Genomic DNA, 13535 nt, shown 5'->3' on the forward strand with positions numbered 1-13535 from the left:
AATGCGCTCGAGATATTTTTGTCTAGTTAGGGTTTAGATATGTTTTCAATTGATGATCGTGTCGTTGCAACTAAAGGCATCGAGTTAGGTACTATGGTTGTTACTGGCTTAAGCGCAGGCGGCTTCTACGTCCACGTTACTGTAGACGGCATGACGCTGACTTACCCAGCTCAAGACCTTAAAAAAGCATAACAACGCATTCTCAGTTGGTTGGGAATAAAGGAAAAGGCAGCTTCGGCTGCCTTTTTCTATTGGTGCACATAGGGGGTGATATCATCAATACAGAGGTCATCTACGCCCCAAATAATAGAGGTTCGTCACGTTTTGTAGTCCTACCACTCATTATGAGTCAGTATTCATAGCAATTTCACGCTACTTATTGCTTAATATAGCGTGTGGATAAAATCCGCACTTATTGTGTGCGGATTGCACTCTTTCAGTGAGAATTGTGAGCAATGGTTTGCTACAACCCCATATTCTAACTGTTTGTTTATTTGGCATTTTAATTGCAGCTGTCGTGAGAAAGGATTGATTAGGAGTTGATATGATCACAAAACGTTTTTTCAAAACTAAAGATGAAGTCGAGGTTACGTTTCAGTGGCCACAGGGTGACTCAAACATTACTACTGTATCGCTAAGTGGCGATTTTAATGATTGGCAAGCGACGCCGCTTAAGCTCAATCGCCAAAAAGTGTTTACAACAAAAATTCGCTTACCTAAAGAGCAGTCATTTCAATTCCGTTACCTTCTAAATGATGAGGTATGGGAAAATGATCACGCAGCAGACGAGTACGTGCCAAACGGCTTAGGTAGTGACAACAGTGTTGTGAAAACATACGCGCCAGTCGAAGCTTAACCCCAACTTATTTTGTCTCCCCAAAGAGCGCTATGTGCGCTCTTTGTCATTTTTCCGTGCCTATTTAATTTATTAAGTTTGATACAAGCTGATACTTCCTAGCACTTTTTCACTACTTTTCTCTGCAAACCCGCAAATTCTGTGCTGTTCTTTCTATGCTCGACACGCCTTTCATACAAAGTTAGGCTCTTGTTTAATTAGGGGGATAGAATGAAAAAATGGATTTCCGCTGTGCTTATTGGCTTGTTTGCGTTCGTTTCAACCGGTCATGCCGCAACCAGTGATCTCAATTCAGCGATCAAGAAGTGTGAGACAAAATACAAGAACGACAAAACCGAAAAAAGCAGCTGTATCAAGAAAGCCAAAACAAAATACAAAGATAAGAAAGACAAGAAGGCAACTTCAACCAAATCAACATCGACCCAAGCTAAGAAAAAATCTACGACCAAGAAAGACATCAGCGCTGTGTGTAAGGAGAAATACCCAAAAGACAGTACTAAACAGAAAACCTGTGTAACGGATGCCAAAGAAAAAGCGGCTAAAGCGAAAGAGAGTGAAAAAACCAAAGCAACACAGGCAACCGCGTCATCGAAAAAGTCGCTTGATTCCAAGTCATTAGACTCGACTAAGAGCAAAACAGCAAAAGCCACAACTGCCGCAACGGCAACCAAAAAATCGCTGAAAGCAGTCAATGTGAACAAGGCATCAGCGCAAGAGCTGGCCGAATCACTACCCGGTGTGGGGGAAAAGAAAGCACAGGCGATTGTCGATTACCGAAAGAAAAACGGCTCGTTTAAGTCCGCTGCAGATCTTGAAAACGTACCCGGTCTGGGTGAGAAGTCGGTTTCTAATATGAAGGCTTACTTGAAGTATTAGCTTCTATCCGTAATGAGTTGAAAAGTTGCCCGATCTAACAGCCAATCAGATCGGGCTCCCGCCATTACTTAATTACAGAAGGGTTTTGTAATTGCGGGGTATTCTTTTATACAGATACTAATTGTTTGAGGTCGAGCTGATGAAAGAGTCGATCTATCGTTAGCGATTCATTTAAATACTCAATAACTAGCTGACTGCCTATATGGGTTAAAGTTACCTCAGACGATTTAAGACAACTCATCACGACTTGGTGTGATGTGCTGCTAGGTAGCTGCCATTCGATATGGTTAATCTCTTTTTGAGCGTCTGACTCAACATCGCCATGGAATCCATCTGAATCGTTGATTTCTTCCGTAAGGGTTGGGTGCGAAATACCTTTTGCGATGACATCAATTTGGTAATGCTTGTCTTCGTTGTTCAGATAAACCATATCGCCCTCAAATGTCACTTCTAACGGTGAGTGCAAGCGCCATTGAAGGGTATCTGAAGAATCGAGTTCTAGCTGATCACAAACAATTAGCCCTTTGTCGGCTACCTGAACTAGTGTTCGGAGGTATCGCTGACATCCTGAATACGCTGCTGTTAGGTCGAGAGTGACAGCATGAAAGAGTTCTGACTCTTTGCGTGTAACGACATGGGCAACTGATGAAGCACAGTCCAGCACCTGACCTTGATGACCAATCAATGGCAAGTTGTGAGCTTGCGTTTGACGAGTCCACTGGCTGTGATGCTTACTCGCAAAACGATACCCGTAGCTGCCACTTGGCGTCAGTACATTCACGCCTTGATCAACCAAGGCAAAGTTACCCTGATCACCGTGTCGGTGCGAGCTGTTACCAAATTGACTTGCTCTATAGTAGAATGAAAGCGCATTGTGAGCACTTTTTCCTAAACCGGCATAATCGTAATAAGTGGTACTCGAGTTTTTGTCGGTTGAAGCACCGACATTAGTATTCGAGAGAGCTCGATCTTGATTGCGATAACTTAGCTGTGAGACCGTAGGGATGATGTCTAACAAGTGCAGTTTGTAACTTTGAATCTCCGACTCAAGTTGCTCTGATAGGGCAATGGAGTCATGCCCGCCAAAACGTTCTGCGTAGATTCGTAATGGATTTTGCGCGAAGAATCCAGGCCACTCTTTGCCTTCTCTTAAGCACCAAAAGCCGTCACCGAACGGGTGAATACGCTCTTGTGTCGCGACAAATTCCATCGCAAAGTTAACATAGTTTTTGTAGAACGGGTGGTTGTAGAAAGAGAACCCGCTTAATCGCTCTACGGTTAAGAAGAAACTATGTTGCCACTTACTGTATGACGATGAATAGAATGGTCCTTCAGCCCAACTGCCATCACGGCCACCATAAAAAGGCAGAACGCCACGATAAATCATAAGAGCATAATTGAGCCAGCGTTCACACGTTGTAATGTCGTACTCTTTATGCAGTGCAAGCGCCGCTACGCCAAGATACGCTGGCAAGCGAGAAGTATGTGAATGTCCTGGGAACTGTTTAAATTGGTCTTGTTCTAGACGTTCCTCCATCTGAAAGACGATTCTAACCAAGAAAGGGCGGACAAAGTTTTTCTCTTCGGCCGTAAGCAAAGGTGCTAACCAGTGATAAGCTAAGAACAGGTTTCGAGATAAAGAGAGGCCGACTTCATCGCCCCAAGTTAATGGACGTACCAACGTAGCAGGGCCTTCTGGGCTCCATTCTGCAAGACGAAGGAGAATATCACGTGCTTTCTCACCACTCTCTTGGTCTTGCCAAATTTTGTATAGCAGCGTCAATGCCATTAATTCTCGGTCGATCCAATTACGTGCATTGGCAATAGCTGTGCGTTTACCTTCCTCTTGTCCACGGCGGTAGTGGGTTGGATAGAGAATGGTATTGATGTCGAGGTCAGTGAGACTTGCAATCAGCTTCTCTTTTACGCCACTTGATGCTTGTTGTACTTGTTCAATATCTTGGTCGAAATACATCAAGAATTGCTCTTTATCTGTACATTGAGCAAACAGCTCTTGTGCAGTAGGCGCAATATACCCAGCAGTGTCACTCGAAACTGAAAACAGCATCCAGTCAGAGGTGTGCTGTGTTGCCTGACATGTCACTCGCCAGCGATACTCGGCAGCATCGAGTAGGAAGTTGAATTGGAAGGGGGACTGAACGTCTTGCCATAACCACTTTTGGTCACTGCCGACTTGCTCTAACTCAAGAACATAACGGTTTTCATACTCTTCCTGAGGCCAGTTGAATGATGGCGGGTTGACTAGAGCGACTTCATTGTTGGGAGCGGTAAAGATCTGAAAGTCATGATTACGTTGTAGTGACAGCATCATCTTACTCCTTGTTTATCCATTGATATTCGCCAGTTTCAGCATCAATATGGCCTAACTGTTTCGCTGGCGAGCCACCAAAAATGGTATAAGCGGGTACATCTGTAGTGACAACGGAGTTCGCACATATAAGCGAGCATTTCCCAATGGTGTTACCCGGAGTGATGACTACCCCAGTGGTTAGCCAAACACCATCTTCGATAATGACTTTGCCTTTTTGTAAGTCGCTTCGACCACTGAAAGAGTGCGTTGATGGTTCAAATACGTGGTTAGATGCCACGATAGAGACATGAGGCCCGATTAGAACGTCTTCACCAATGGTCACGTCGCCATTGACGTAGCTATAGAGACCCACGTAAGAGTTAGTGCCAATCTGGTTTTCGCCAATTCGTACAATTGCGCCCGGTGCGATACGTACATCCGAATTAGTGAAACCTAAGATTTGAGCGCGTGCTTCATCATCGTGCTTATTATTGCTTTGAGCGGTGTAGAGTGTGAACTTACGGAACTCCTCATCGGTAAGTTCGCCGCCAAATTTTTGTTGTACTGACATGATTTTCCTTATTTGGCAGAGGGCGAACCCTCTGCCTTTTATTATTATGCGTTGCTAGTCGCTAAGGTCGCGTTTAGATTTTTGCTTGCAGCGCGTTTTGCTGCGTTGAGTAGGAGTGCACCGATACCACCAATGATGAGTGCGACAATGACAAACAGCATACGGCCCCACAGTGGGTTTGGAATTAATACAAGTAGACCCAAGAACCCTGATGCCATCAGCAACATCTTACCGAGCATTTCACGTTGTTTGTTGTCCATTGCGATGCTAGTCGATGTTTCTTCAACAACCACTTCGGTATCAACATTATTGAAGAATTTGTTGATTTCAGCCGCACGCTCAGGAGTAGGCTCTTTGTAGAAGAAGCGAGATAGTACGAAGAACGGTAGTGTAATTGACATGTGACCAATAACACCGAGTGTCACCGACTTCATCTCAGAAAATTCACGGGCTGTTAGCGGTTGTTCTAGACCAAGAATGTTTTGAATCATCTGTGGTGTGATAACAAATGCGATGACAGCAGAAACAATCATACCGACAAGAATAGTACCCCAGCCAGCCCAATCCGGTGTCTTACGTACGAAGAAACACATGATTGAAGGAATCAGTACCGGGAAGCCCACGAGAGTACCAACCAGCATCATAAGGTCGAATAGGCCAAACTCTTTTAGAGACGTGAGGAATAAACCAGTAATGATGATAATGATACCAAATGCAGCAGTTAGCACGCGGCTTGCGTTCATCAGTTGTTTTTCAGTGGCATTCTTACAGAAGTACGGTTCGTAAACACTCTTAAGGATGATACCGGCGTTACGGTTTAGCGCTGAGTCCATAGAAGACATTGTTGCAGCGAACATAGCAGCGAGCATCAAACCAACCATGCCGACAGGCATTTCGTTCTTAACAAACATGTAGTAAGTCGCATCCGCTACTTTACTGCCTAGACCTTCAAGGCCCCATGTTGCTGTATCAGGGTAGTTACCCGCAACAAACCATGCTGGTAAGAACCAAATCAGTGGGCCAATAATCATTAGGCTACAAGCAAGTAGTGCTGCTTTACGCGCGTTCTTGGTGTCTTTGGAAGCGATGAAGCGATAAGAGTCTACCATGTTGTTAGTACTAAAGAACTGCTTCACAAAGATACAGATGAACCAGCCAACGAATAGGTATGAGTAGCTGTAGCCGTCACCAATTAATTGTTGGGTAGGAAGACCAACCTCCAACAGATTACCAATACCACCTGATTTCCAGATAGCGACCATTGCAGCGATAAACGTCATTACCGTAATGATGATCATCTGCATGAAGTCAGATGCGATTACCGCCCAACTACCGCCAACCAATGAAATGAAGAGTACAACTAGGCCTGCACCCACAATCGTTTGCTCTAGTGGTACGCCGACAACAGCACTCGTGAAGACAGCAAGGCCGTTTAACCAAATTGCCGCTTGAAGAACGCTTAGAGGAACGTTAGCCCAAGTAAAGACCTGTTCGTTAACTTTACCCATGCGTAGGCGTATACCTTGAATTGGGCTAATCACACGCATCTGACGAGCCTTGGCTGCAAAAAATAGGTAGTTAATGAAATAACCAAGTGCATTCGCGAAGAAAACGATAGCGACTGACATACCGCTAGTCAGGGCTTTGCCCATTAATCCGGTGAATGTCATGGCACTTAACGCCATCATGAAGGCACTAGAGCCCACCATCCACCACAGCATTTTACCGCCGCCTCGGAAGTATTCACTGGTGTTTGCTGCCGCAGAGCGGAAGACCCAACCTAAGCCAATGAGAAAGGCGAAGTAGACCAGCACTATTATAATATCGATATCCATTGTTCTTATCCTGTTTTGTAGGGGGAGGTAATGAAATCGCATTCGTATTGTTGAAGCCCTGTAAACAAATAAAGGCTTTCTTTGTAGAAATGAGATTTGCTCCATGAATAAAACTAAAACGGCTTATCAAAACTTGGAAATGAATTTAATGTATAACAATAATACAAATAACGAATAGGCATCATGTGGACATCAAAACATTAAAGACCTTCGTCAAAGTGGCTAGGCTAAAGAACTTCTCTGCAGCAGCGAAAGAGCTGCATTCCGTACAGCCAACCGTATCTCGGCACATCTCGGATTTAGAATCTGAGTTGCAAACAAAGCTGTTTGACAGAACGACCCATCAGGTTGAGTTAACGGCATCAGGGGAGCGGTTGTTACCAGAAGCTCTCAAGATCATTGAGAACGATCATCGAGTTAAAGCGACAATCGCTCAAACTGTAATGGAAGGGGAGCATGAGCTAAGGATTGGCTATCTGGCAACGGCTTGCGCCTTTTTCCTTCCTAAGCTCTTAAAGGGCTTTTTAGAGGCAAACCCAGGCTCTAGTGCGCGCTTGTACGAAATGACGCCAGCCGATCAAGCCAATGCACTGCAAGAAAGCAAAGTCGATATTGTTTTCACACGTGAGAGCATTCCACTAGAGCGTGGAGCGTATGACTCAACTTTGATCTATACCGACTCATTGGTAGCAGTTCTGCCTGCTACGCATCATTTAGCGACGCGCAAGAGTATCTGTTTAACGGAGTTATCTCAGGAGCGTATGCACCTGTTTCATCGCAATGAATGGCTTGATGTCTATGAACAGATCGTCGCATGTTGTCATGATCAAGGGTTCACGCCGAATGTGTCGGGTAATCCAATGAATATGCGTCATCTTGTGACATCAGTAGCGTCTGGTTTAGGTATCTCTATCGCGCCAAATTGTATCAAGTCAATCATGGACGAGCAGTGTGTTTGCGTGCCGGTCGAGCAGATTGAGATCAATATCCCGCTTATGGCCTACTATCGCCGAAATAGTGCAGGAAAACTGGTTAAGCAGTTTATTCAACACTGTATTGAGCAACGCGAGATGGTTCAAAACTTAATTTAGCGTAAAGCCTCTCAAGCTGTGTGCCATGCTTGAGAGGCTCTAAACGTGTTTAATCATCACTCATCATATCTTCGACATCAAAGTTGTAGTCGTGTTTACCACGTTGAATGTAAACATTGCACTCTTCCATGCTGAGTGTCCATGCGCCTGAAGCGGATTGAGTGGTGAGGTGTTTTAGGAATGTGCTCTGCTGCTCGGTAGAATTACTGGCAAGATCTCGACCGTATTGCTGGCACATTTCCGCGTCAGTTGCGGCGACCGTACTCATCGAAAATAGTAGGGCAGATGTGGCTAATAGTGTTTTCATTGTCTCTTCTCCTTTGCATCACTTCCGATCAAAACATAGGTTAGATCACACTATTGATAAAGTGGATTTACATTATTTACACAGATATACACGGCTTTACAGTTAATGTTATTAATAAATCTATTAGTAAAATTCTTTATCTATTAACGACTTTTATGAATTATTAGAGTGGATATTCAATAATGTAAAAATCTCGATTTTCATATGAATATGGGGAGTGTGAAGCAGTTCAAAGTATGAGTTTGGTGGTTTTTTAATCACTGTCACAGATTGGAATAAAAACCAGATATTGTAAAAGATGAACTAAAAATGCCAAAAGCACAGCACGAAGAATAGCGCTAATTTATCCTTAGCTCCCGATTTGTGGGGCTCCAATAACGGTGAAACACAAGGATAGAATAATGAAAAAACTAATTTCCACTCTATGTGCTCTGTTTGTTGCTTTTGCTGCCTCCCCGGTGATGGCAAAAACGGTCAAAATCGGTATGGCGATTGATGATCTCCGTCTAGAACGCTGGCAGAAAGACCGCGATATCTTCGTAGACAAAGCGGAAGAACTCGGTGCGAAAGTTTACGTTCAATCAGCAAACGGCAATGAGCAAACCCAAATTTCACAAATTGAAAATATGATCTCTCGTGGGGTTGATGTCCTCGTCATCATTCCTTACAACGGTGAAGTCTTGAGTAATGTCATCGCAGAAGCAAAGCGTGATGGAATTCAGGTCTTAGCGTATGACAGATTAATTAATAATGCGGATATCGATTTTTATTTGTCATTTGATAATGAAAAAGTCGGTGAGATGCAAGCAACTGCGATGCTTGAGAATAAGCCATCAGGTAATTACTTCTTAATGGGTGGAGCACCAACCGATAATAACGCGAAGTTATTCCGCCAAGGTCAGATGAATGTCTTACAACCTAAAATTGACTCAGGTGACATTAAAGTGGTCGGTGACCAATGGGTAGATTCTTGGTTGGCTGAAAACGCTCTGAAAATAATGGAAAATGCACTGACTGCAAATAACAACAACATTGATGTTGTTGTCGCATCAAATGATGCAACTGCAGGTGGTGCAATTCAAGCATTAGACGCTCAGGGCTTAGCAGGTAAAGTGGCTATTTCTGGCCAAGATGCTGACTTAGCAGCAATCCGTCGTATCGTTGCTGGGACACAAACAATGACAGTGTATAAACCGATCAATACATTGGCGAGTCGCGCAGCAGAAATCGCAGTTGAGTTGGGTAATGAAGAAGCGCCAGAAGCCAACTCATCGCTAAACAACGGATTAAAAGATGTTCCAGCTTGGTTGCTTGAGCCAATCACAGTTAACCGCACTAACATCAAACAAACTCTTGTGGCTGACCAATTCCACAAAGAAGCAGATATCTACCAATAATTAGACCGAATAGAAGAGCCAACAGTGTTGGCTCTTTGCTCTTGAGGAGGGAACTATGGTTCCGTTGTTAGAGATGCAAAACATCGTCAAGAAGTTTGGTTCTGTGAAAGCACTTGATGGTGTCAGCATAAAGCTCAATAAGGGTGAAATACTGTCTCTTTGCGGTGAGAATGGCTCAGGGAAATCCACCTTAATGAAGGTGCTGTGTGGTATCTATCCACATGGCGATTATGAGGGCGATATTGCGTTTAAGGGCGCAGAGGTAAAAGCGAAGGGTATTGCTGATACAGAAGCGCTAGGTATCGCGATCATTCACCAAGAACTCACCTTAGTGAAAGAACTTTCCGTTTTGGAAAACCTATTTTTGGGTGCAGAGTTAGAATCCTATGGAATGCTCGATTTTGACCGAATGCATGCAGAGTCCATCAAGTTACTACAAAAAGTTCAGCTGAATATATCGCCAGAAACCATAGTAGGTGACTTAGGAGTTGGTCAGCAGCAGTTGATTGAGATTGCTAAAGCACTATCAAAAAACGCTGAACTGCTCGTGCTGGATGAGCCGACAGCACCGCTTACTGAGTCTGAAACAGAAATCTTGCTTAATTTAGTGAAAGACCTGCGCTTGCAAGGGGTGAGCTGCATTTTCATTTCTCACAAGCTCGCAGAGGTAAAAGAGATATCAGATCATATCTGCGTGATTCGTGATGGTACGCACATTGGTACTCGTAGTGCGCACAGTATGACGACAGATGACATCATTACCATGATGGTAGGCCGTGAAATGAAGCAGTTGTTTCCTCGCGAGGAGCACGATATCGGCGAGGTCATTTTACAAGCGAACAATATCTGCGCATGGGATAAAGCAAATTCCAATATCCCTAAAGTAAAAAATGCCAGCTTCGAATTACGCAAAGGCGAAATCTTGGGTGTTTCTGGGTTAGTAGGGGCTGGAAGAACAGAGCTGATGGAGTGTTTGTACGGATGTTATCAAGGCAAACACTCGGGGAACATTTCGCTTTACGGTGAGCAACTGGAACTGCACAGCAGTCATGACGCTTTGGATGCAGGCATTGCGATGGTGCCTGAAGACCGTAAACGTCACGGTATCGTGCCGATATTGTCGGTCGGGGAAAATATCACGTTGGCAGGACTTGATGCCTTTGCTCCTGCTGGGTTACTCAATGATGTCGAAGAGGCATCGGAAATTGAGAAGTCGATTCGTCGGCTGACGGTCAAAACACCGAGTGCTGAACTTGCTATTCGTAATTTGTCTGGTGGCAATCAACAAAAAGCGATTCTGGCGCGTTTCTTAATGGTGAATCCACAAATATTGATCCTTGATGAGCCAACAAGAGGCATCGATGTCGGTGCTAAGTATGAGATCTATAAGTTGATCTTCCAGCTAGTTAAGCAAGGTATCAGTGTCATTATGGTGTCATCAGAACTGCCGGAAATATTGGGTATTAGTGATCGTGTATTAGTCATGCACGAAGGTGTGATTAAAGGTGATCTGATCAACGACAATTTGACTCAAGAACAAATCATGGATTGCGCATTAACTGACAAAGTGGCTGTAGAGGGTTAACGTCATGGAACAAGTCAAACCGATTGCCGGTGAGGCAAACAAAAATCAAATGAAACAATGGTTAGAAGGCTCGAAACTGCAACTCGTTGTGATGGCTGCAGCAATCATTATTATTATGCTGTTTTTTAGTGTCATGACGGATTGGGCTTACCTCTCTCCAAGAAACATCTCTAACTTATTCAGACAAACCGCGATTACTGGCATTTTGGCGATAGGTATGGTGTTTGTGATCATTAGTGGTGAAATTGATCTGTCAGTCGGCTCAATGATGGGGTTATTAGGGGGGGCTGCAGCCATATTGGATGTCTGGTTTGGTTTACCATTGCCACTGACCATTATTATTACCTTGGGTGCTGGCTTATTGCTGGGTACTTGGAATGGCTGGTGGGTCGCTTACCGAAAAGTGCCCTCATTTATCGTTACGCTGGCAGGGATGTTAGCATTTCGAGGCATTCTCATCGGTATTACCGATGGTACGACGGTAGCCCCTACGTCTGCTGAAATGGGCATCATTGGTCAAAGTTATCTTCCAAATATGCTCGGCATCATTATTGGTGTCGGTGGGTTGGCACTGTATTTTGGTTGGCAACAAAAGCGCCGTGTAATGCGTCAGCATTATCAATTACCCGTGCCTTCTGCGGGTTCGGCTATCGGTAAGCATGCACTGATTGGTATCGCTGTATTAAGCATTATCTTAATCTTGAATGACTATCGAGGTGTGCCAACACCAGTATTGCTTCTTGCTAGTTTCTTAATTGCCGGGACATTTATTGCCTCAAAAACCAAGTTCGGTCGTCGAATCTACGCTATCGGTGGCAACATTGAAGCCAGTCGTCTTTCAGGCATTAATGTCGAGAAAACCAAACTGTCTGTTTATGCGATGAATGGTTTCCTTGTTGCAGTTGCAGCGTTGATCCTATCAAGCCGCTTGGGAGCGGGTTCACCCTCGGCGGGTAACATTGCAGAGCTCGATGCGATTGCTGCATGTGTCATCGGTGGAGCAAGTATGGCAGGCGGTGTCGGTACGGTCATTGGTGCGGTGATTGGTGCCTTTATTATGGCATCATTGGACAACGGCATGAGTATGATGGATGTTCCAACCTTTTGGCAATACGTCGTAAAAGGCGCGATTTTGTTGCTAGCGGTTTGGATGGACAGTGCAACTAAGGCGAAGCGTTAATAATGAGTGGGGAGAAAGAGTCTCCCCGCGTTACTAAATTTATAACATTACATTATAAATTTAGTATTGATGAATATGGCGTATTTTGCTTGTTGAACGGGTTCAACTTCTCAAACAAAAGACCCCGGACGAATATGTCTGGGGTCTTTGATTAATAAGCTAAATGTTTTTCGCGCGATAGGCTAGGAGACTTTTCCACCCTCACGGTAATCTTTTGGTGTTTGGTCTAGGTTCTTTTTGAATACCGTGTACATATATTGCAGCGAAGGGTAACCACACAATTCGGCCACTTCGACAATTGGTAGCGAGGTGTTCTTGAGCAAGTTACAGGCACGATTAAGTTTTGAGTTGTGGATCTCTTGGTGAATAGAATGCCCACGTTCATCTTTGAATCGTGCTTCCATGTTCGAACGAGAAATACCGACATAGTTAAGCACTTGGTCAACTTTGATCCCTTTACATGCGTTATGACGAATAAAGTGCATGGCCTGAATAACATAAGGATCTTTTAGTGCTTGGTAATCGGTACTTTGGCGTTCATAGACGCGAGTTGGTGGCACAAGCACTCTTGCATGCTTCACCACTTGGCCTGGTTGATAGTCAGCTTTATTGCGGCTCTCAACCAACTTATGCAGCATTTTCGCGGCGCGGTAGCCCATCTCTTTACTGCCTTGGCCTACTGAGCTTAGAGAAACTCGCGTGAGATAACGAGCTAACTCCTCATTATCAATGCCTATTACGGAAACTTTATCTGGCACCATGATATTGAGTTGCTCACACACTTGCAGCAGATGACGTGCTCGTGAATCGGTGGCTGCGATGATACCGGTTGGTGTTGGCAGCATTTGTAGCCAGTCCGCTAAGCGGTTCATGTCATATTGCCACGTCTGTGGGCTGGTTTCGTTACCTAGATAGACAGAACCATTGTACCCTTCACGCTTAACAATCTTTTTAAATGCTTTGGTTCTCTCGTAAGCCCAGCGTTTGCTAGGGTCTTCAGGGATGCCATAAAATGCAAAGTTCTCGAGCCCTTTTTCACGCAGGTGGTGAAAAGCGAGGTCCACCAAGGCTTCATTGTCAGTCGCCACATAGGGCACATTCGGATACTGCTCTTCTTTTTCATAAGAGCCACCAACGCCAACGACAGGAATGTTGGTTTCTTTCAAAAGCTCTTCGATTCTTGGATCGTCAAAGTCAGCGATCACACCATCGCCTTTCCATGCCTTGAAATTGTCCAAATGAGCGGTGAAATCTTCCTCTAAAAAAATATCCCACTCACATTGTGAAGCCTGCAGGTACTCACCAATTCCCTCAATGACCTGACGGTCATATACCTTGTTAGCATTGAATAGCAGAGTAATACGAAAGCGCTTGTCCATGAATCCTCGAGTGTACGTCTGAACGATTGGCATGAATCTTATCAGGAGCAAATTGCACTTGGTGTGATCGCAGCCTCACTCGTGAAATCAGTGAAGGGAAGTATGAAATTTCGTAATTGTGGAGAGGCGCAACGAGGTGAATACTAA

The 13535-nt window shown here is 44.4% G+C and carries 12 protein-coding genes; 7 read left to right on the plus strand and 5 right to left on the minus strand.

The genetic code is table 11. From position 1 onward, the window contains the following. The first annotated feature begins 39 nt into the window (after positions 1 to 39). The 3 genes from QWZ05_RS00400 to QWZ05_RS22335 all read left to right on the plus strand — a co-directional run bounded on the left by QWZ05_RS00400 (position 40) and on the right by QWZ05_RS22335 (position 1732). Entirely contained in the window at positions 40 to 192 is a 153-nt protein-coding gene (locus QWZ05_RS00400; protein WP_264875845.1) for a hypothetical protein, read from the plus strand. 352 nt (positions 193 to 544) lie between these two features. Beyond that, positions 545 to 856: an isoamylase early set domain-containing protein gene (locus QWZ05_RS00405; protein WP_264875844.1), complete on the plus strand. Its 312-nt coding sequence runs from the start codon at positions 545 to 547 to the stop codon at positions 854 to 856. 210 nt (positions 857 to 1066) lie between these two features. Beyond that, positions 1067 to 1732 carry a ComEA family DNA-binding protein gene (locus QWZ05_RS22335; RefSeq protein WP_290295877.1) on the plus strand — a complete coding sequence of 222 codons (666 nt, stop codon included), beginning with the start codon at positions 1067 to 1069 and terminating at the stop codon, positions 1730 to 1732. A gap of 106 nt (positions 1733 to 1838) precedes the next feature. Here the strand turns inward: QWZ05_RS22335 and QWZ05_RS00415 are convergent, their stop codons facing one another. From QWZ05_RS00415 to QWZ05_RS00425, 3 genes are read right to left on the minus strand one after another with little or no spacing between them, the layout of a single operon-like run. Beyond that, positions 1839 to 4064 (minus strand): heparinase II/III domain-containing protein, encoded by a 2226-nt coding sequence (locus QWZ05_RS00415; RefSeq protein WP_290295879.1) that lies wholly within the window; start codon positions 4062 to 4064, stop codon positions 1839 to 1841. 1 nt (position 4065) lies between these two features. Then, complete coding sequence (locus QWZ05_RS00420; RefSeq protein WP_264875841.1) at positions 4066 to 4614, minus strand: acyltransferase; 549 nt, start codon at positions 4612 to 4614, stop codon at positions 4066 to 4068. 44 nt (positions 4615 to 4658) lie between these two features. After that, positions 4659 to 6449, minus strand: coding sequence for a sodium:solute symporter family transporter (locus QWZ05_RS00425; RefSeq protein ID WP_264875840.1), 1791 nt, complete (start codon positions 6447 to 6449; stop codon positions 4659 to 4661). A 185-nt stretch (positions 6450 to 6634) separates the two neighbouring features. Here QWZ05_RS00425 and QWZ05_RS00430 point away from each other — a divergent pair, with 185 nt between their 5' ends. Next, positions 6635 to 7540: a LysR family transcriptional regulator gene (locus QWZ05_RS00430; protein ID WP_264875839.1), complete on the plus strand. Its 906-nt coding sequence runs from the start codon at positions 6635 to 6637 to the stop codon at positions 7538 to 7540. 49 nt (positions 7541 to 7589) lie between these two features. Here QWZ05_RS00430 and QWZ05_RS00435 read toward each other — a convergent pair whose 3' ends face one another. Beyond that, on the minus strand, positions 7590 to 7847 hold the full coding sequence (locus QWZ05_RS00435) for a hypothetical protein (RefSeq protein WP_264875838.1): 258 nt from the start codon (positions 7845 to 7847) through the stop codon (positions 7590 to 7592). A gap of 401 nt (positions 7848 to 8248) precedes the next feature. On the opposite strand from QWZ05_RS00435, the gene xylF reads away from it, so the two are divergent. From xylF to QWZ05_RS00450, 3 genes are read left to right on the plus strand one after another with little or no spacing between them, the layout of a single operon-like run. Beyond that, positions 8249 to 9244, plus strand: a complete 996-nt coding sequence (xylF, locus tag QWZ05_RS00440) for a D-xylose ABC transporter substrate-binding protein (RefSeq protein ID WP_264875837.1) — start codon at positions 8249 to 8251, stop codon at positions 9242 to 9244. A 55-nt stretch (positions 9245 to 9299) separates the two neighbouring features. Continuing rightward, positions 9300 to 10829 carry a xylose ABC transporter ATP-binding protein gene (locus QWZ05_RS00445; protein WP_290295884.1) on the plus strand — a complete coding sequence of 510 codons (1530 nt, stop codon included), beginning with the start codon at positions 9300 to 9302 and terminating at the stop codon, positions 10827 to 10829. Between the two features lie 4 nt (positions 10830 to 10833). Beyond that, positions 10834 to 12009, plus strand: coding sequence for a sugar ABC transporter permease (locus QWZ05_RS00450; RefSeq protein WP_289962859.1), 1176 nt, complete (start codon positions 10834 to 10836; stop codon positions 12007 to 12009). A 182-nt stretch (positions 12010 to 12191) separates the two neighbouring features. On the opposite strand, the gene QWZ05_RS00455 is transcribed toward QWZ05_RS00450, so the two are convergent. After that, the gene (locus QWZ05_RS00455; RefSeq protein WP_264875835.1) at positions 12192 to 13388 is read right to left on the minus strand and encodes a XylR family transcriptional regulator; all 1197 of its coding nucleotides are present in this window, start codon (positions 13386 to 13388) and stop codon (positions 12192 to 12194) included. Positions 13389 to 13535: the final 147 nt, after the last annotated feature.

The organism is Vibrio agarivorans (assembly GCF_030409635.1).
GTDB classification, from domain to species: Bacteria; Pseudomonadota; Gammaproteobacteria; order Enterobacterales; family Vibrionaceae; genus Vibrio; species Vibrio agarivorans.

Coding starts and splice junctions, on each gene's coding strand:
- QWZ05_RS00400 (WP_264875845.1), top strand. CDS start 40: ATGTTTTCAATTGATGATCGTGTCGTTGCAACTAAAGGCATCGAGTTA.
- QWZ05_RS00405 (WP_264875844.1), top strand. CDS start 545: ATGATCACAAAACGTTTTTTCAAAACTAAAGATGAAGTCGAGGTTACG.
- QWZ05_RS22335 (WP_290295877.1), top strand. CDS start 1,067: ATGAAAAAATGGATTTCCGCTGTGCTTATTGGCTTGTTTGCGTTCGTT.
- QWZ05_RS00415 (WP_290295879.1), bottom strand. CDS start 4,064: ATGATGCTGTCACTACAACGTAATCATGACTTTCAGATCTTTACCGCT.
- QWZ05_RS00420 (WP_264875841.1), bottom strand. CDS start 4,614: ATGTCAGTACAACAAAAATTTGGCGGCGAACTTACCGATGAGGAGTTC.
- QWZ05_RS00425 (WP_264875840.1), bottom strand. CDS start 6,449: ATGGATATCGATATTATAATAGTGCTGGTCTACTTCGCCTTTCTCATT.
- QWZ05_RS00435 (WP_264875838.1), bottom strand. CDS start 7,847: ATGAAAACACTATTAGCCACATCTGCCCTACTATTTTCGATGAGTACG.
- xylF (WP_264875837.1), top strand. CDS start 8,249: ATGAAAAAACTAATTTCCACTCTATGTGCTCTGTTTGTTGCTTTTGCT.
- QWZ05_RS00445 (WP_290295884.1), top strand. CDS start 9,300: ATGGTTCCGTTGTTAGAGATGCAAAACATCGTCAAGAAGTTTGGTTCT.
- QWZ05_RS00450 (WP_289962859.1), top strand. CDS start 10,834: ATGGAACAAGTCAAACCGATTGCCGGTGAGGCAAACAAAAATCAAATG.
- QWZ05_RS00455 (WP_264875835.1), bottom strand. CDS start 13,388: ATGGACAAGCGCTTTCGTATTACTCTGCTATTCAATGCTAACAAGGTA.